Source organism: Acinetobacter sp. 2JN-4 (genome assembly GCF_003687745.1).
GTDB lineage: Bacteria > Pseudomonadota > Gammaproteobacteria > Pseudomonadales > Moraxellaceae > Acinetobacter > Acinetobacter halotolerans.
On record NZ_RDNY01000001.1, the window covers coordinates 96,948 to 114,952 of the forward strand.

Annotated in this window: 16 protein-coding genes and 1 tRNA gene; 5 read left to right on the forward strand and 12 right to left on the reverse strand. The window is 39.6% G+C overall.

Annotated features, from left to right (window positions below):
• Positions 1-16 precede the first annotated feature (16 nt).
• From EAH57_RS00590 to EAH57_RS15890, 8 genes are all read right to left on the reverse strand, one after another.
• The gene (locus EAH57_RS00590; protein ID WP_121928397.1) at positions 17-2,140 is read right to left on the reverse strand and encodes a type I secretion system permease/ATPase; all 2,124 of its coding nucleotides are present in this window, start codon (positions 2,138-2,140) and stop codon (positions 17-19) included.
• A complete protein-coding gene (locus EAH57_RS00595) occupies positions 2,137-3,672 on the reverse strand; it encodes a TolC family protein (protein ID WP_121928398.1) in 1,536 nt (511 codons plus the stop codon). Before EAH57_RS00595 ends, EAH57_RS00590 begins: the two co-directional genes overlap by 4 nt.
• Positions 3,673-3,976: 304 nt before the next feature.
• Positions 3,977-4,723 (reverse strand): LPS export ABC transporter ATP-binding protein, encoded by a 747-nt coding sequence (gene lptB / locus EAH57_RS00600; RefSeq protein ID WP_121928399.1) that lies wholly within the window; start codon positions 4,721-4,723, stop codon positions 3,977-3,979.
• Entirely contained in the window at positions 4,723-5,271 is a 549-nt protein-coding gene (gene lptA / locus EAH57_RS00605; protein ID WP_121928400.1) for a lipopolysaccharide transport periplasmic protein LptA, read from the reverse strand. Before lptA ends, lptB begins: the two co-directional genes overlap by 1 nt.
• Entirely contained in the window at positions 5,255-5,803 is a 549-nt protein-coding gene (lptC, locus tag EAH57_RS00610) for an LPS export ABC transporter periplasmic protein LptC (protein ID WP_121928401.1), read from the reverse strand. Before lptC ends, lptA begins: the two co-directional genes overlap by 17 nt.
• 46 nt (positions 5,804-5,849) lie before the next feature.
• Complete coding sequence (locus EAH57_RS00615; RefSeq protein WP_121928402.1) at positions 5,850-6,389, reverse strand: KdsC family phosphatase; 540 nt, start codon at positions 6,387-6,389, stop codon at positions 5,850-5,852.
• A gap of 3 nt (positions 6,390-6,392) precedes the next feature.
• Complete coding sequence (locus tag EAH57_RS00620) at positions 6,393-7,370, reverse strand: KpsF/GutQ family sugar-phosphate isomerase (RefSeq protein WP_004668778.1); 978 nt, start codon at positions 7,368-7,370, stop codon at positions 6,393-6,395.
• A 239-nt stretch (positions 7,371-7,609) separates the two neighbouring features.
• Positions 7,610-8,068 (reverse strand): hypothetical protein, encoded by a 459-nt coding sequence (locus tag EAH57_RS15890; protein ID WP_147440119.1) that lies wholly within the window; start codon positions 8,066-8,068, stop codon positions 7,610-7,612.
• A 319-nt stretch (positions 8,069-8,387) separates the two neighbouring features.
• Here EAH57_RS15890 and cysS point away from each other — a divergent pair, with 319 nt between their 5' ends.
• The 3 genes from cysS (at position 8,388) to EAH57_RS00640 (ending at position 10,620) form a co-directional block, all read left to right on the forward strand.
• A complete protein-coding gene (gene cysS, locus EAH57_RS00630; RefSeq protein WP_121928404.1) occupies positions 8,388-9,809 on the forward strand; it encodes a cysteine--tRNA ligase in 1,422 nt (473 codons plus the stop codon).
• Between the two features lie 75 nt (positions 9,810-9,884).
• A tRNA-Gly gene (locus EAH57_RS00635) sits at positions 9,885-9,960 on the forward strand.
• 183 nt (positions 9,961-10,143) lie between these two features.
• The gene (locus EAH57_RS00640; protein WP_121928405.1) at positions 10,144-10,620 is read left to right on the forward strand and encodes a copper resistance protein NlpE; all 477 of its coding nucleotides are present in this window, start codon (positions 10,144-10,146) and stop codon (positions 10,618-10,620) included.
• A gap of 113 nt (positions 10,621-10,733) precedes the next feature.
• On the opposite strand, the gene EAH57_RS00645 is transcribed toward EAH57_RS00640, so the two are convergent.
• Positions 10,734-12,335: an isocitrate lyase gene (locus EAH57_RS00645; RefSeq protein WP_004668784.1), complete on the reverse strand. Its 1,602-nt coding sequence runs from the start codon at positions 12,333-12,335 to the stop codon at positions 10,734-10,736.
• 534 nt (positions 12,336-12,869) lie between these two features.
• On the opposite strand from EAH57_RS00645, the gene EAH57_RS00650 reads away from it, so the two are divergent.
• Together EAH57_RS00650 and EAH57_RS00655 are read left to right on the forward strand one after the other, a co-directional pair.
• Positions 12,870-13,859: a LysR family transcriptional regulator gene (locus EAH57_RS00650; RefSeq protein ID WP_004668785.1), complete on the forward strand. Its 990-nt coding sequence runs from the start codon at positions 12,870-12,872 to the stop codon at positions 13,857-13,859.
• Positions 13,860-13,991: 132 nt separating this feature from the next.
• Complete coding sequence (locus tag EAH57_RS00655; RefSeq protein WP_121928406.1) at positions 13,992-15,320, forward strand: hemolysin family protein; 1,329 nt, start codon at positions 13,992-13,994, stop codon at positions 15,318-15,320.
• A 39-nt stretch (positions 15,321-15,359) separates the two neighbouring features.
• Here EAH57_RS00655 and EAH57_RS00660 read toward each other — a convergent pair whose 3' ends face one another.
• The 3 genes from EAH57_RS00660 to cysN form a co-directional block, all read right to left on the reverse strand.
• On the reverse strand, positions 15,360-15,623 hold the full coding sequence (locus EAH57_RS00660; protein ID WP_121928407.1) for a ribosomal protein L7/L12: 264 nt from the start codon (positions 15,621-15,623) through the stop codon (positions 15,360-15,362).
• 64 nt (positions 15,624-15,687) lie between these two features.
• Complete coding sequence (locus EAH57_RS00665) at positions 15,688-16,203, reverse strand: hypothetical protein (protein ID WP_121928408.1); 516 nt, start codon at positions 16,201-16,203, stop codon at positions 15,688-15,690.
• A gap of 141 nt (positions 16,204-16,344) precedes the next feature.
• Positions 16,345-17,958 (reverse strand): sulfate adenylyltransferase subunit CysN, encoded by a 1,614-nt coding sequence (cysN, locus tag EAH57_RS00670; protein WP_121928409.1) that lies wholly within the window; start codon positions 17,956-17,958, stop codon positions 16,345-16,347.
• Between the last annotated feature and the right edge of the window lie 47 nt (positions 17,959-18,005).

An 18,005-nucleotide genomic window follows, 5' to 3' on the forward strand; every position in this document is an offset into this window, starting at 1 on the left:
TATCCTCTTTATTTTATTAAACTATTTTTTGTTTTGCCGATGATTGTTGCAAGACTTTATCAGCAGGTCCATCCATGACAATTTTGCCATCATTCATCACAATAATACGATCAACCAACTCCAGCACCGCTCGGCGATGCGTAGCGACGATTAGAGTACGATAGCCTAGCCACACCTTTAAATGATCGATTAATTGTTTTTCTGCGACATCATCAATCGCCGCTGTCGGTTCATCAAGCAGTAAAATATTCGGCTCACGAATGAGTAATCGTGCTAATAACAATGCCTGTCTTTGCCCACCCGAGAAGCCTACACCACCCTCTAAAACCAAATGATCCAGCCCTTCTTTCTTTTCATGTACGAAACTCAATGCACCAGTCACTTTTAAAGCTTTTAAAATATCTTCATCGCGTGCCAACGGTGCACCTAAAGTTAAGTTTTCTCGAATGGTTCCATAGAAAAGATAGGCATTTTGGTTGAGTAATCCCATATCACGACGGACATCAGCAGGGTCAATCAAACTCATATCTAAATCATCTAAGTGTACCGAACCTGAATTTGGAGTCTGCATTGCAGAGAGAATTTGCAATAACGTTGATTTACCAGCGCCATTTCGACCGAGAATTGCAATGCGCTCACCCGCCCGAATCTTTAATTTTGGAATCGCCAAACTTGGTCGAGGGTCATCTTCACCATACTGGAATACCACATTTTTCAGCTCATAATCACCATGTAACACTTCTTTATGTACCAAATGTGCATGGTCAGCTTGATCAACTGGGCGCTGCATCAATTCATCTAAACTTTGCTTTGCCACTTTTGCTTGTTGAAAGCGACCAAGAATACCTGTGATCTGTGATATTGGCGCCAACATCCGTGATGATAAAATCGAACAAGCAACCAGCGCACCTGTAGTCATTTCACCTTCCATCACAGCAAAACACCCAACCAGTACTACAATGGCATAAGTAAGCCCTTGTAGCTTCTGCGTCCAAGCTGTCAGTACACCGACAATTTTACGTTGTTGCATACTGATATCAGCAGAAATCTCATTCATATGATTCCACTGGTTTTGGAAACGAGATTCTGCACGTAACAGTTTAATATCTTCAATTCCCTGTACAGCCTCAACCAAAATTGCATTACGAATTGAGGATTCACGCATACCTTCTTGTGCAAGTTTAGCCAGCTTCTTTTGTACCAAGATTGCAGGCAAAATCATCAGCGGTACGATCAACAACATCACCCAAAATAAGTTTCCGCCAATAATTGCAAAGATAAACAAGAATAAAAAGAAGAAAGGAAGATCTGCAATCGCACCCATCGTGGTTGAAGTGACAAGCTCTCGCACCCCTTCCAATTCACGAATCTGAGATATGAAGGTTCCTGTTGACTTGGAGCGCTCGCTATTTTTGATTCTTAATGCATGGCCAAATACCCGATCAGAAATACGTAGATCTGCACGCTTCCCGATAATGTCAGAGATATAAACACGCGAAATACGCAGAACAAACTCAAAAATTGCTGCAATCAGTACACCACCAGCAAGCACCCAAAGCGTAGGTATCGACTGTGAGGGAACAACGCGGTCATAAACTTGCATCGAGAAAACGATGGTCGCCAATGCCAGAACATTTGCAATCAACGATGCAAACATAATATCGATATAGCGCTTCCAATCACTTAAAACGATTGACCAAAACCAGCTTGGCTTATAGGGCTTAATATACTCATCAATACGTGCATCAGGAACTGACTGCTCTGGACGTAAGATAAACACATTTTTTACAATATGTTTTAAAGCCCCGACAGCAAATTTTTGTGATAAACCTTGATCGCCGCTGAGTTGAATACTGACATGTCCAGAAGCATCCGCCTTGTCAATGACTCCCACTTGTCCGTCTGCCAATTCAACTAAAATAGGTAAACGCCAAGGATTAATCACATCATCGCTAAATTTAACTCTTATTAAGTTCAAGCCAATTTGTCGACTAATTAAAGTCAAAACCTCATCAAGATTCTGATTTTGATTCCAATCAAGTTGTAACCGAATACGCTCTTCTGAAGGCTCAATTCGATAATGCTTTGCAATCGTTAATATCGCCTGTAACCAAGGCTGATAATCTATTTTTGTCATCATTGTTGCACCTCAAACCCTTGAATTTTTATATTATTCAGGTCATAGGCTTGGCGAGAACGGCCTGTGGCTGCAATATATTGAGCGATACTACTGTAAATATCATAACGTGCTATTTCGACTTCTGTGTTTGCACTATGAATGGCTTGTTCTGCATTAAGTAAATCGACCAGCGTACGAGTTCCCAATTTATATTGTTCCTGATAAAGCTCACGTGTCCGTACTGTGGTTGCTTGTTGTCCAGCTAACACTTGCATTTGACGCTGCTTATTTTCAATTTGTTCTCGACTGGTTCTGATCTGATCCAGCACATTTAAGTAAACGGTATTGACCTGTGCTTTTGCTGCCTCTTCAGCAAAACTTGCGGCCCTAATTCTCGAAGATGTTGCGCCGCCTTGGTAAAATTGGCTACTTGCTTCCAACATAATCGCGCTATCAAAGCCACCATTTTTATCATTGTTTGGATTACGCCCGTGTAATGCTTGGCTTAATTCACCTTTTACAGACAAGGTCGGATAGTTACTGACTTTAGTTTGTATTTTCTGACTACGTGCAACCTCAATTCCAGCCTGCGCTGCAATCATTTGCGGAATGGTATTAAATTGCGGCTCTACATATAAATCAGATTGTTTAATAAAATCATCGGTAATCGCCCATTGAACATTACGAGCATCAAAACCTAATAACGTATAAAGATGTTGTTGAAACTGACTGAGTAATGATTGTTGTGCAATCAATGCTGATTGAGCTGATTGCAAATATGATTGTGCTTGAACAGGATCTGCCTGACTACTGATCCCCGCATTTGCTCTTAAATTCGCCATTTCCTGAATACGTTTAACCCCAGCAATCCGCTGATTAGCAATTCTTATGAGCTTTTGATAACGCTGAATATTAATAATCGTTTGTGTTACATCCAGCGAGATATCATCAATTTTGACTAAAACATTCGCTTGTTCTATCACTAATTTGGCTTGTTCAGTGGTAACGCCAGACTTCACCTTCCCAAAGTCATACAGCATTTGAGAGGCATTTAAAGCTAATACTTGTCGACCTCGCTCCCCCTTTCTCGTCAAATCACCTGTATTCACGCCCCCTGAAATTTGTGGATAAAACCCTGCTTTCGCTACATCTATATTGGCATTCTGTGCGGCTAAAGTTGCTAGGGTTTGTGAAATTTCAGGATTGCGCTGAACAGCAATCTGTATCGCATCTTTTAAGGTTTTGTTTTGGTTCTCCCATAATGCAGTAGGAACAACATCCATTGGACGACCAGATCCAACGACAGGTAATTCAGTAGGTGATGAATGAAGCGAAAAATTGCTCAACTTCTGCATACTTGCAGTTTTAAATTCATCATTACTTTTAGGCGTAAATAGCTGAGACAAATTATTCTTGAGAGAATGATACTGTTCGCTTGGCGTTGAGGCATGTGTAACGGGTACAGATAAAGTTGCTATACAAAATAGCCACTTTAGATCTATACATGTTTTACGTGATCCATCATCTATATCTATATCTTTATTAATGCTCATATTCTTGTCATGTAATTATCGTTCAAAGCGTCTTCATTCTACTCTTATTTTTGTAGAAAACACCACGTTTCAAATGCCAATTTCTCGACGGATAAGTGTTTGTTTTTTGTAAATTAGTTCACACTTTTCTTATCATACAACTGAGGCGGCATATGCACAAATAAATAAAAAAACTTATATTTATGAATAAAATAGGAATAAAAAAACCAGAATACACTCAAATTCAAATTTCTCGTAACATGATGGTTGCTACCCGCATAAAAAAAGAACCCTAAAGGTTCTTTTCGAAGCTCAAATCTATTGTCTAAACAACAAAATCATCACCCAAATAAACTTTACGTACTTGCTCATTATCAAGGATTTCTTGCGGAGTACCTTCAGCAATCACCGCCCCCTCGCTGACAATATAGGCTTTTTCGCAGATTGCCAAAGTTTCTCGCACATTATGATCCGTAATAAGTACGCCAATCCCTCGGTCTTTAAGGGTCTGAATAATGTCCTTAATATCTCCAACAGAAATAGGATCTACACCTGCAAATGGCTCATCCAGCAGCATAAATTTAGGGTCAGCAGCCAAAGCACGTGCAATTTCGGCACGACGACGCTCGCCACCAGAAACACTCATGCCTAGTGAATCTTTAATATGATTAATTTTAAAATCATTTAATAATTCACTCAGACGTTGCTGACGTTGCTGCTTGTTCAAATCTTTACGCGTTTCTAAAATCGCCATAATATTTTCGGCAATAGTCAACTTTCTAAAGATCGAAGCTTCCTGAGGTAAATAGCCAATCCCTTTACGAGCACGCTCATGCATAGCAAGATCAGATAAATCAAGATCATCTAAATGAATCTCGCCTTTATCCATCCGAACCAAACCAACGACCATATAAAAGCTCGTCGTTTTACCCGCACCGTTCGGACCAAGCAATCCGACGATTTGCCCACTTTGCATGGTAAAAGACACATCTTTTACCACCCAACGTTTACTATAGTTTTTCGCTAGATGCTTAATACATAAAGTTTGTGGTTGTTGCACCGATTGTTCCATTAATCACGCGCCCCTGGAAAACTTTTTGAACTTGATGGTGGAATAATAATTTGCACACGATTGCTTGAAGAACCTTGAGCCTCAACATCGCCTTTATTCATACTATATTTTAAGCTATCACCACGAATACTTGAGCCATTCTGGTAAAGATAGGCCTTTCCAGATAAAGTCAGAATACCCGTATCCGCATTATAAATAATCTGTTGCGCTTCACCGCGCGCTAAACCCTTATTCGTATCAATTTGCTGCTGAAATTTCGCCAGTTGACCTTTAGCCGTAATGGTCTGAATTTCTTTTTTACTATTTAAGGTGGCAATAATTGAATCTGCCTGAAGTCTCATCGTTCCCTGTTCAATCACAACATTTCCCGTATAAGTTGTGATACCCGTTCTATCATTGTATGTGGCACGATCTGCAACTAAAGAAAGTTGTTGATTACGATCAGACGGCAAAGCAAAGCTTGAACTGGAAAATAATGCAGCCACAGCAATACAAGTAAACTGTTTTAAGAAAGTAAAACGATATTTAGAATTAAGAGCTTGGCGCATACTTTCCTCGAACTTTATAAAATTCATATTGACCATCATTCAAATTTGCTTTTAAACCCTGACTCACAAATTCGGTTGTTGGGGATTGAACAATGACTTGGTGTTGGGTTTCTAGTTCTCTTGTTTTTGGATAACCGGTGATTTCATCTGTATGAAACTCCATGTTGCCCTGATCCGACAAGTTTGTGACGACAACATCTCCAGCCAATACAATCTTACGATTTTCATCATAACCATTTGCTCGTAGGGCAGAAAAAGTGGCATCAGGTTTTCCCTGTTTGTACATAACAGCTTTTAGTTGATCAAGCTGCGAGGTTTTCTGCTGCATATCCTGCTGTAGTTGTTTTACTTCAGCACGAATGTACAAATTACCCTGTTCATCTGTTTGCGTTAAATGAACACCGTGCGCTGAATAAGTCATATTCTTCGCTGAGTCTACATCCAACTTTTTTGCCTTGCCACTAAAGTAGTAATAGCCGCCACTTACAGAAGCGACCACAATAGCAACAACATATAAAACTTTGGTATCCATAAACAGGGTTACCTAACCTTTGAGCAAATCAACGCTATTAAGTATATTAATGTGGTACCGCAAGATATTTTTCAAGCAGCTCTTGGTAAACACCTTTTGCCATCAATAACATATCACAGACCTCTCTTACAGCCCCACGGCCACCCATCGCTTGTGTTACCAAATGGGCACGTCGACGTACTTCTTCATGCCCATTCGGCACTGTAATACTCATACCCGCAATGGCAAATGCAGATAAATCAGGCCAATCATCGCCCATATATAAGCAGTCTTCAGGTAAGATATTGAACTGCGCACAAGCTTCACGTAGTGCCACACCTTTATCTTCACGCCCTTGGAACACCAAATCTACGCCCAAATCCAACATACGTTTTTCAACAATATGACTTTTACGGCCCGTGATAATAATCACTTTCATGCCCGCTTTTTGGACCAATTTCATCCCTAAACCATCGCGAATATCAAATGATTTAATTTCATCGCCAGAATTGGTTAAGGTTACAAAGCCATCGCTTAAAATCCCATCCACATCAAGCACCAGTGCTTGTAAATGACGTGCTTGTTCTTGTAAAGCATATGATGCCATGGCTTAATTTACTCCAGCTTCAATAAGATCGTGCATACTAATAACACCAATTACTTTTTTAGCATCATCAACAACAACGAATTGGTTAATTTTTTTCTCATGCATTTTTTCCAATGCTTCTACTGCTCGAGCTTCTTGAGAAATCGTCATCGGATTTTCTGTCATCACAGCGGACACAGCAGCATTTACATCAAAACCCTGTTGTCGATCGATCATACGACGCAAGTCACCATCGGTAAAAATCCCCAACAATGTATCTTGCTCATCCACCACTGTGGTCAGACCCAATCGTTTATCAGAAATTTCATACAACACCTTATTCATCGGTGTATCAGGGTGAACTTTTGGTAACTCTGCACCTGTGTGCATCAAGTGTTTCACATGTAAAAGTAGACGTTTGCCAAGTGCGCCCGCAGGATGTGAACGCGCAAAATCGTCAGCGGTAAATCCACGCGCTTCCAATAAAGCAACCGCCAAAGTATCACCCAACACAAGTGTTGCAGTGGTACTCGATGTCGGTGCTAAACCTAAAGGACATGCTTCATCCGCTAAACCCAGCGTCAAAGCAATATCCGCATTTTGTGGCATTGGACCTTTATCATCACGACTAATAGTAATCAAAGGCACTTCTAGATGCTTGATCAAAGGCATCAACATCATAATTTCATCACTCTTGCCAGAGTTTGAAATCGCAATCAAAACATCTCCACGCACCAACATGCCCAAGTCACCATGTCCTGCTTCGCCGGGATGCATAAAGAATGATGGCGTGCCTGTTGACGCAAAAGTCGCTGCCATTTTGCGACCAATATGGCCTGATTTGCCCATACCCGTGATCACGACGCGCCCTTTGCACTGCAATAAGATTTCACATGCACGATCAAAGCGCTCATCAATTTGTGTGGCAAGCACTTCTATGGCTTGTTGTTCAATACGCAAGGTTTCCAATGCGCTTTTTTGGAAATTTATGACTTGTGACATGTGAGTTTGACTCAAAGTAATGCTCAATCCACTTGATAGTAGATGATTTTAATCAAAAGAATACGGCAGATTCTAGCATAACTGTGAATTATACACGTTTCTAAATGTATAAGATTTCGTAGAAAATGGAGAGAGATTGAACTCACAATAAATAGAGCTATAGAAACAGGAAAAGACTTTTGGGATTCTGTGGAAATAATTTCTTTCTCAGCCAAAGTTCCTACAGTGAAATGAAATAATTATTCAGTTTCTCTCGTTGTTTCCACAATAGTTAGATTTTCTGTTTTTTGAACTTTTTGCTGTTGTTCAAAGTTTTTGTAATCATCTTCTGTTGGAATATAAGAATGAGCTGCTTGTTCAGAACGCTCTATCTCAACAGCGTCTTCCACATCTTCAATATGATTTTGCTCAAATGATGGATTTTCATCAGAGTGTTCAATCATCTGTGACCCCTCAGACTCATCTTTAGTTATTGCTAAAAAGATTGATATTCCAATGACAAAAATAAAAGTAAGGGTTACAACTTTCAAAATAGAACCCAAACAACCTCTTTTATTTCGCTGTACTTCAGTTGCAATAATAAAACTTTGACCACAGTTCTTGCAGTTAAATCTTGCCGTACCAATATTTGATTTACTTGGAGTATAGCGAGTCTGTTTACTATTGCAATTTGGGCATATTGGTCTTGATTCACTCATTATTTATTCTCTACTAGATCAATCTTAAACAAATGTATTAGTTCGTTTAATTTCACTCCTACATAGTAATCCATATCAATAAATAATAGTCATGGATGATACACTGAACAAAATGTTATTTTACTCAAACCAAAAGTTTTAGCACTTATTTTATAAAGAAAAAACGGTATACCATCATCTTTTCTCCATAAAATATCCCCTTAAATAACCCAATGATAAAAATACATTCCGCACCATCTTTTTTTTATTGATAACTTTATGAAATATGGTGCATACGTTATGATGAATCACGATTTTTGTAGAGTGTTTGAAAACCCTTATGCAACCTTTTGTTTTATATAACTCAGAGCAACGTAAAAAAGTTGAATTTGTCCCACGTAACGAAGGACAAATCGATATCTATGTCTGTGGTATGACCGTATACGATTACTGTCATATTGGACATGCTCGCGTTATGGTTGCATTCGACTTCATTACCCGCTTCTTGCGTAGTCAAGGCTGGAAAGTTCGCTACATTCGTAACATTACTGACATAGACGACAAAATCATTGCACGTGCCAATGAAAATGGTGAAAGCATTCAACAACTCACTGCTCGATTTATTGAGGCAATGAATGAAGATGCAGCAAATCTAGGCTGTATCGCACCTGATGAAGCACCAAAAGCGACAGATTATATTGATCAGATGCAAAGCATGATCAGCACTTTAGTAGACAAAGGTGCGGCTTATCCTGCTGCAAATGGTGATGTTTATTTTGAAGTGACTAAATTCAATAAATATGGTCGCTTATCAGGTCGCAAACTAGATGATATGCAAGCAGGCGCATCAGAACGTGTTGATGTCGAAGTTGATAAAAAACACCCTTTTGATTTTGTACTTTGGAAGCACGCCAAAGCCAATGAACCTGCTTGGGCTTCTCCTTGGGGCAATGGTCGTCCCGGTTGGCATATCGAATGTTCAGCAATGTCGACTTGCTGCTTAGGCAATCACTTTGACATTCATGGTGGCGGTTCGGATCTAATGTTCCCTCACCATGAGAATGAAATTGCGCAAAGTGAAGCTTCCACTGGCGAACAATATGTAAATTATTGGATGCACGTTGGTTTCATCAATGTTGATGGCGAGAAAATGTCTAAATCTTTAGGCAACTTCTTTACCATTCGAGATGTGATGGAAAAATTCCATCCCGAAGTCATTCGCTATTTTATCGTGTCGTCGCATTATCGTAGTCCAGTCAACTTTTCCGATGTTGCATTAAAAGAAGCCAAAACAGCACTTAGCCGTTTTTATCATTCTTTTAAAGCCTATCAACAAGTTTATGGACAAAAAACAGTTGAAACATTAGAAACCAGTTTCGTTGAACGTTTTAACAATGCCATGCGAGATGACTTTAATACTGCTGAAGCGATGGCGGTATTATTTGAACTAAATAAAGAATTGAATCGTGCTGTAAAAGAACAACAAGCTGAACAAGCGACGGTTCTATACTCTACGCTACGAAACCTAACCAATGTTTTAGCTTTAGTTCAACACGATGTAGATGATTTTTTAAAGTCTGATATTGGCCAAGAAGCCCTTTCTCTATCTGATACAGAAATTGAAGATTTCATACAACAACGTGTGGATGCAAAAAAAGCCAAAGACTTTGCGAAGGCAGATGCAATTCGTCAATCCTTACTCGATCAAGGTGTGGTACTTGAAGACAGCCGCCAGGGCACGATTTGGCGTCGCGCTGACTAACTTAGTCAAAAAACAACCAATCAACACCATGGAGAGTTGACAGTTTTGTTAAACACTCTATAATGCGTCCATATTGCGGGAATAGCTCAGTTGGTAGAGCATAACCTTGCCAAGGTTGGGGTCGGGAGTTCGAGTCTCCTTTCCCGCTCCAGATTCAAAGAAAGGCACTTATCGAAAGATAAGTGCCTTTCTTCTTATATATTTGATACATTTCCATTTCATCTAAACCGTCCTGTTTTACCAAAAATTAAATAACACTTACACTCCCCTACTATTATTTTCTTTTAAAATCTCATAACTTGGGTATCAATATTTTCACAGGGTTGTATCTAAGATGAAAAAATCAATAATCGCAGTTTCTCTTGCATCTGTATTTCTAGTGGCTTGTAATAAGTCAGAAACACCTAAAGATGACCACTCAACCCCTCCTGCAGTAACAACAGAGGCTGCATCTGAACCGATGATAGATCGTGAACATACCGCAGAAAACTCTTTAGATTGGAATGGTAGCTATAAAGGTGTATTACCTTGCGCCGATTGTGAAGGTATTGAAACAAAACTAGAGCTTAATTCGGATAAAACTTTTGAACTAGAAGAAACTTATCTCGGTAAAGGTGATGGGAAATCTTTTGAAAGTAAAGGTAGCTTCCAGTTTGATCACAACAACACGTCTATCATTGAATTAGACAAAGCTGGTGATAGCCGTAAATACTTTGTTGCCGAAGGCTACTTAAAAGCACTTGATTTAGAAGGCAATGAAATCACAGGTGCACTCGCTGATAAATACCAACTCAACAAAGAAGCGGAATAATGTTTATGCGATGAATGCTCACATATTATGAGCATTCATTATCGGTAAATATCAATCTAAGTATAAAAAAACCCTGCTTTAACAGCAGGGTTTTTTTAGAATCAAATCAGGGCTTAGCCACCGAATTGGTTCATTGTGTTTTTAGAGTCATCACCAGCTTTCAAAGCATTGTCGCCAGCGAAGATTTCTTTATGGTCATCACCGATGTCAGAACCAGCCATTGCTTGGTGTTTAACACATGCGATACCACCGCGGATTTCTTTACGTTGTACGCCAGCAACATAAGCCAACATACCTTCAGAACCGAAGTAACCTTGTGCAAGCTCATGAGTAGAAAGCGCAGCAGTATGGTAAGTCGGAAGTGTGATCAAGTGATGGAACACACCCGCTTCACGAGAAGCATCTGCTTGGAAAGTACGGATTTTAGCATCAGCATCAGCAGCCAATTCAGTCTCATCGTACTCAGCGCTCATTAATTTAGCACGGTCGTAAGCAGAAACGTCTTTACCTTCAGCAACCCAACGGTCGTAAGCTTGTTGACGGAAGTTTAAAGTCCAGTTGAATGATGGGCTGTTGTTATAAACAAGCTTCGCATTTGGAACAGTTTCACGTACACGGTTAACCATGTGAGCGATTTCGTCAACGTTTGGAGTCGCAGTTTCGATCCAAAGAAGGTCAGCACCATTTTGAAGGCTAGATACACAGTCAAGTACAACACGGTCGATTTGAGTGTCAGCACGGAACTGATATAAACCAGAAGCTAAACGCTTAGGACGGTGTAATTTACCATTACGTTTGATCAAGATTTCGTCTTCTTGAGCATCAGCAATATCAATTTCAGAAGTTTCTAAGTAGCTAATGTACTGAGAAGCGATGTCACCTGGCTCTTTAACCACTGGGATTTTTTGAGTTAAGTCAGCACCTTCTGAGTCAGTACGTGCAACGATGATACCGTCATCAAGACCCATTTCTAAGAATGCATAACGTAATGCATGGATCTTAGCGATGAAGTCTTCATGTGGAACTGTTACTTTACCAGCTTGGTGACCACATTGTTTCGCGTCAGATACTTGGTTTTCGATTTGAAGTGCACAAGCACCTGCTTCGATCATTTTCTTAGCAAGTAAGTAAGTTGCTTCTTCGTTACCAAAACCAGCATCGATGTCCGCAATAATTGGCACAACGTGAGTTTGGAAACCATCGATTTGAGCAGTGATTTCAGCAGCTTTAGCTGTATCACCCGCTTCTTTTGCTTTTTTAAGCGCGCGGAATAAATCGTTTAATTCTTTCGCATCAGCTTGGCGTAAGAAAGTGTAGATTTCACCAATTAACGCAGCAACTGAAGTTTTTTCATGCATAGATTGGTCAGGAAGTGGACCAAATTCTGAACGAAGTGCAGCAACCATCCAACCAGAAAGGTAGATATAACGACGCTCAGTTGTACCGAAGTATTTTTTGTTCGCAATCATTTTTTGTTGCGCGATAAAACCGTGCCAGCAACCTAATGATTGAGTGTATTTGCTAGAGTCAGCATCATATTCAGCCATATCACGACGCATAATTGCAGCGGTATATTTAGCAATATCTAGACCTGTTTTGAATTGGTTTTGCAATTGCATACGCGCAGCATCTTCTGGGCTAATATCGCGCCAAGTGTCGCCGAATTTTGCTTTTAGTTCGCGGATTGCATCAATCGCTGTTTGATATGTAGTCATGATATATTCCTTTGAGGATTGGCATCGAATGATTGCTAAAAATCATGCTTTTCGCAGTCTAGATTTCAAGCACTTCATCAACATGTTTCACAGCTTAGTCTTTGCAAACGAATTTATCCAATATTCTAGGTTAATCTTCAGTATTTTTTTAAAAAATACATGGATAAAGACGTATTCACAATAACATATAACCATTTTAAGATATTGTTTTAAATTATATTTTTTACATTAAAAGTTCATCAGCACTGCCTCGATGCTGTTGCAACACGCAATATCTGCTTTCTTTAAATCAGCAAAAGCATCCCAAAAATCCAATTCGAGAGCGCTTCATTCTGATCTATTTTATTATGCTCATATTATTTTCACACCAAAAACAGCGTAAATTGACTGCTGAACAAGACAGAATTATGCTTTCAATAGCTTACATCATTCATTACTGTGCAATTGTTTTTATATCGTATTAAGTTACGCAAACTGCTTTAAATATGTCATAATCCAGCACAATTTAAAGATTTTATTTTCGGTATTTTTTTTATGAATCTGGAACGGGTCGATCTCAATTTATTAATATATCTTGATGTACTTCTTCGTGAAAAAAATGTCACACGCGCCGCGGAACAGCTCGGTGTCACCCAACCAGCGATGAGTAATATTTTACGTCGTTTACGTAATTTATTTAATGATCCTTTACTGATCCGTTCATCAGAAGGCATGACCCCGACTGAACGTGCATTAGAACTACAACCTCGTATTCGTGATGCACTATCAGACCTTTCGATGATTCTGGAACCGCGTACCGAGTTCAGACCGTATACCAGTACTCGCGTGTTTCGCATTATGACATCTGACTATGCTGAGGCAACTTTAGTTCCTCGCTTAGTCAAAGCATTACGCTCAGAAGCACCTAATGTCGTACTCGACTTTTTGACCCCAAGCGATGTCTCATATCGAGACATGGAACAAGGTAAAGTCGATCTAGCCATTAATCGTTTCAATGAAATTCCGCAAAGCTTTCACCAAGTCTTGGTTTGGCGTGATAGCTTTAGTTGTATTTTGAATGACAAGCACCCTGCCGTTACCCACCTCAACCTCAAAAGTTATTTAGATGCCCAACATATTTGGGTATCAAAAACAGGTATGGGCGTTGGCTTCGGTGTAAATCCAGACAAACAAGCGGGTTTAGGTTGGATTGATCAAGCATTAGAGCGTATCGGTCAACGTCGTAAGATTTCAGTCTTTACCCGACACTATCAAATGCCAGCCCTTTTAGCTCAAAATGTTGATTTAATCGCAACGCTTCCAACGCGAATGGCACAACTACAAACACAAAATCAAAGACTGGTCATCAAAGATCCTCCTTTTTATATTCCAGAATTTGAACTTAAAATGGCTTGGTGCCCTTTACTTCACCATCATCCAGCGCACCGTTGGTTAAGACAACTGATTCTATTTGTCGCGCGCCAAATGATTGAAGAAGAAAACCGTGAGTTTTTATTAAACAACTCACAGTTTTCTCAATACTAAAAGTAGCTCATTACCTTAAAGTCATTTCACTTTAAAATATGAGTAGTGCTGGGTTGATCTAAAGATTAACTCAGCGTCTTTTTTATGTTAAAACATTATGATAATTAATAATGATGAAAATCTAGGTGACGTGTGAGTCTCGTACAAAATATCATTATCATTGCTATGCTGATTGTTGCAGCAGGCTTTTTATCACTTACTGAAATCGCGCTAGCAGGTGCTCGCAAAGTTAAACTTAAGATTCTCGCAGAATCTGGAGAGCATCGCGCTCAAAAAGTACTAGACCTACAAGAACAGTCTGCTGATTTCTTTGCCGCTTCACAAATAGGGCTAAATGCTGTTGCTATTTTAGGTGGTATTTTAGGTGAAGCAGCCTTTCGACCTCATTTTATTGAGCTGATTAGTCGCTTTTATACAGGACAATGGTTAGAAAACATTGGTTTCGCCGTTTCCTTTACGTTTGTGACATCACTATTCATTCTATTTGCTGATTTGATGCCAAAACGCTTGGCAATGATCGCACCAGAAAAAATTGCGATTAGCGTCATTGACCCGATTCAAATCTTTATTAAAGTCTGTAAACCCTTAGCTTGGGGCATCAATGCGATCGCAAACTTGTTATTCCGTCTATTTAAAGTGAATACCATTCGTGATGACAATATTACTTTTGATGATATTTCCGCAGTCATGGATGCTGGCGCTCAAGCAGGTGTTTTACAAAAACAAGAACATCATTTCATTGAAAATGTATTTGAACTAGAAGAACGTACTGTTCCATCGAGTATGACCACACGCGAAAATGTGGTTTATTTTACCCTGAAAGAAAATGAAAGTAGTATTCGTCAAAAATTAGCGGAATACCCTTATTCAAAGTTTTTAGTCTGCAATGAACATATTGACCAAGTCATTGGCTATGTCGATACCAAAGACATTTTAGTCCGTATTTTAAATAATCAATCTTTACTACAGCTCAATGAGTCCACGATTCGTACGGTTCTCATGCTTCCAGACACCCTAACCTTATCAGAGGTACTGGATCGGTTTCGCTCAACCAAAGAAAAATTTGCAGTCGTTATCAATGAATATGCATTCGTGGTTGGTGTCATTACCTTGAGCGATATTATGATTACGGTGATGGGCGATTGGGTTACACCATTGGAAGAAGATCTACAAATTATTAAGCGTGATAATCATTCATGGTTAATTGATGGTAGCACCCCGATAGAAGATGTAAAGCACGTCTTGGAAATTGAAGAATTCCCTGAAAATGAAAACTACGAGACGATCGCAGGCTTTATTATGTATCGCTTACGCAAGATCCCTCGCCCAGCCGATGCTGTAGAATATGCTGGTTTCAAATTTGAGGTGGTCGATATTGATCATTATAAGATTGATCAATTACTTGTGACTCAAATCCTATCAAGCCAAGAAAGTGAGTCTTTTTTAATTCAAGAAGACTAGAATCAAACCAAATGAAAAAGCCCATTGACTGGGCTTTTTTTATTTTGTAGCAAACCAAATTAAGATGGCCAAAATAAAGAAGATCAAAACAAAAAGTTTGATTCCCCCTCGACTACGCTGGGCCAACTGCTCTTGGATACGTGCCTGTTCTTGCGGATGATCTTGTAAATATTGATCCACTAAATCTTTCGATTCTTTTAAGCCTAAACCCGTTTTTTCACGGGTAATCTTAATGGCATCAATTAATTTACCTTCTCGTAATACCTGTAAAGCCTCTGGCGGAATCTTCGTAGCTAAACGCATAAAATCAACAATCCTTGTTATTTTCAATGAGAGGATTCAAGCACGACACCGCATTAATGATGTTTTAATTGCCACCATAAAGTGAAATTAACTCATCGAGTGTTGCTTGATAATGAATCGAGATATCTTCAGCTAAAATCTTGTAGGCGTTATCAAACTGAACCATCGGCCAACCTTCCTTCCAAAATGGGAAAATATTGTGCAGACCTTCAGTAACAATGGCATCTTCACGACTAATTGCTTGAGCCACTTGCGAGAGTACTTGTGCAGTTTCAGCACCATCAATCGCAAGATAATCAATACCACGTACTTTTAAAATACGAATACGATCTTTTTTATAACGGATTTTTTTTGCTTGCCCTGCATTCAAACCCAATGCCAGTGTAACAGCTTCAACAAATTTATCTTCAAAACTTGTATGCAATGCCACCAATGCTTGTTTATGTGCTTCTTGGCGACCTGCTTTACCACCATTGACGATCATCTCTTTGGCTTCAACATCAAGCTCATCTTTTCTCATAGACTGTAAAATGTCTAAAATTTCGATATCGCTTAAAGATTCAGGAGAGCGCTCAGTCATGGGAGTCCTTGGACAAAAATATAAAGGGCTATTGTCGCATAAAAGCGATCTCAAAGTAGGATAAAATTAAATACGATTTTAGATACAAACCACAAAAAACAAGCCCGCTTTCGCGGGCTTCTTTTCAATCAAGCTAAGCAATTACAGACGGACTAATGTCACAATCTTCTCAGCCGCATCTTCCACTGACTCAGCCGCTACCTCAGTATCAGAAGCATCAACCGTTGTTGTAATGACAACCACACCGGTTTCACGCAACAAGTTGATTTGCTCAGCAGTTAAATCCGCTTTTGCAATCGCAACAACACCTTGTTGAATCAATAAGCTCTCTAAAGCATGCGCTTTTTCGATCAACTGGGCAGACACACCAATCACCGCAGGTTTTTGACCTAAACGGGCAGCACGATCTTCCGCTGTCACAGGATTGCTATGTGCAGTCCATTCAACAGCAGCCTCAACCATACCCGCACCAACCGTTACATTGCTTAAACGATCAATGAAAATGAATGAACCTGTATAACGACTGTCTTGATATTGGTCAAATACCACTGGTGCATCAAATTCAACCACAACATCTGCAATTGCATTCAACTCAAGTTCTTCAACTTGGGTATGCTCAAGGGTATTTACATTAACACGGTAATTAATTGCAGTTACTTTCGCAGGAACAGTTTGAGTACCCACTTTCAGGTTATACAACTTACCTTTAACCAAAGGATGTTCTGTCATCCACACAACTGACGCACGCACACTACGTGAAATCAGTGGTTGTTCGCCTGCACGTACTAAAACATTACCGCGAGAAATATCAATTTCATCATTTAACGTTAAAGTTACAGCTTGACCAGCAAAAGCATGCTCAAGATTACCATCAAAGGTCACAATCTCTTTAACCGTTGACTTTTTACCTGACGGTAAGGCTAAAATTTCATCACCGACGTTAATTCCGCCCAATGCGATCGTACCGGCAAAGCCACGGAAATCAAGATTAGGACGATTGACATATTGAACAGGGAAACGAAACTCTTGCTTATTTGATTCGCGCTTAATTTCCACTGATTCAAGAATATTCATCAAGGTTTGACCCTTGTACCAAGGCGTGCTTGTAGATGGATTAACGACGTTATCACCATTCAACGCAGAAATTGGTACAAACTGGATATTCTCAGGACGGCGACTACCAAGCTGGCTCACAAAAGCATCATATTCAACCTGAATCTCATTGAAACGCACTGCTGAGAATTCAACCAAGTCCATTTTGTTGATCGCAACCACGATATTTTTGATACCGAGTAAACTTGCAATAAAAGTATGACGACGCGTTTGTGTTTGCACACCATAACGCGCGTCAATCAGAATAATCGCAAGATCCGCAGTAGATGCACCCGTCGCCATATTACGAGTATATTGCTCATGTCCTGGTGTATCCGCGATGATGAACTTACGTTTTTCGGTTGAGAAATAACGATAAGCGACATCAATGGTAATACCCTGTTCACGTTCCGCTTGTAAACCATCTACAAGTAAAGCAAGGTCAGGCGCATCGCCCGTCGTGCCGACTTTTTTACTGTCACGCGTGACCGCTTGCAATTGATCTTCATAAATCAATTTTGAATCATAAAGCAAACGACCAATTAAGGTACTTTTACCATCATCGACATTACCGCAGGTTAAGAAACGCAATAAGTCTTTTTGTTCATGCTGCTTTAAATATCCCAAGATGTCTTGGCTAATAAGATCTGATTGATGAGACATTGCTCAAAACTCCACATATTCTTTAGAAATCGGTTTTAATCTCCCTA

What these genes read in the sequence shown, in the direction of transcription:
- lptA (WP_121928400.1), bottom strand. Translation starts at nt 5,271, where the DNA reads ATGCGCCAAGCTCTTAATTCTAAATATCGTTTTACTTTCTTAAAACAG.
- EAH57_RS00640 (WP_121928405.1), top strand. Translation starts at nt 10,144, where the DNA reads ATGAAAAAATCAATAATCGCAGTTTCTCTTGCATCTGTATTTCTAGTG.
- EAH57_RS00650 (WP_004668785.1), top strand. Translation starts at nt 12,870, where the DNA reads ATGAATCTGGAACGGGTCGATCTCAATTTATTAATATATCTTGATGTA.
- EAH57_RS00665 (WP_121928408.1), bottom strand. Translation starts at nt 16,203, where the DNA reads ATGACTGAGCGCTCTCCTGAATCTTTAAGCGATATCGAAATTTTAGAC.
- cysN (WP_121928409.1), bottom strand. Translation starts at nt 17,958, where the DNA reads ATGTCTCATCAATCAGATCTTATTAGCCAAGACATCTTGGGATATTTA.
- EAH57_RS00595 (WP_121928398.1), bottom strand. Translation starts at nt 3,672, where the DNA reads ATGAGCATTAATAAAGATATAGATATAGATGATGGATCACGTAAAACA.
- EAH57_RS00645 (WP_004668784.1), bottom strand. Translation starts at nt 12,335, where the DNA reads ATGACTACATATCAAACAGCGATTGATGCAATCCGCGAACTAAAAGCA.
- EAH57_RS00620 (WP_004668778.1), bottom strand. Translation starts at nt 7,370, where the DNA reads ATGTCACAAGTCATAAATTTCCAAAAAAGCGCATTGGAAACCTTGCGT.
- lptB (WP_121928399.1), bottom strand. Translation starts at nt 4,723, where the DNA reads ATGGAACAATCGGTGCAACAACCACAAACTTTATGTATTAAGCATCTA.
- EAH57_RS00660 (WP_121928407.1), bottom strand. Translation starts at nt 15,623, where the DNA reads ATGCGTTTAGCTACGAAGATTCCGCCAGAGGCTTTACAGGTATTACGA.
- EAH57_RS00590 (WP_121928397.1), bottom strand. Translation starts at nt 2,140, where the DNA reads ATGATGACAAAAATAGATTATCAGCCTTGGTTACAGGCGATATTAACG.
- cysS (WP_121928404.1), top strand. Translation starts at nt 8,388, where the DNA reads ATGCAACCTTTTGTTTTATATAACTCAGAGCAACGTAAAAAAGTTGAA.
- lptC (WP_121928401.1), bottom strand. Translation starts at nt 5,803, where the DNA reads ATGGATACCAAAGTTTTATATGTTGTTGCTATTGTGGTCGCTTCTGTA.
- EAH57_RS15890 (WP_147440119.1), bottom strand. Translation starts at nt 8,068, where the DNA reads ATGAGTGAATCAAGACCAATATGCCCAAATTGCAATAGTAAACAGACT.
- EAH57_RS00615 (WP_121928402.1), bottom strand. Translation starts at nt 6,389, where the DNA reads ATGGCATCATATGCTTTACAAGAACAAGCACGTCATTTACAAGCACTG.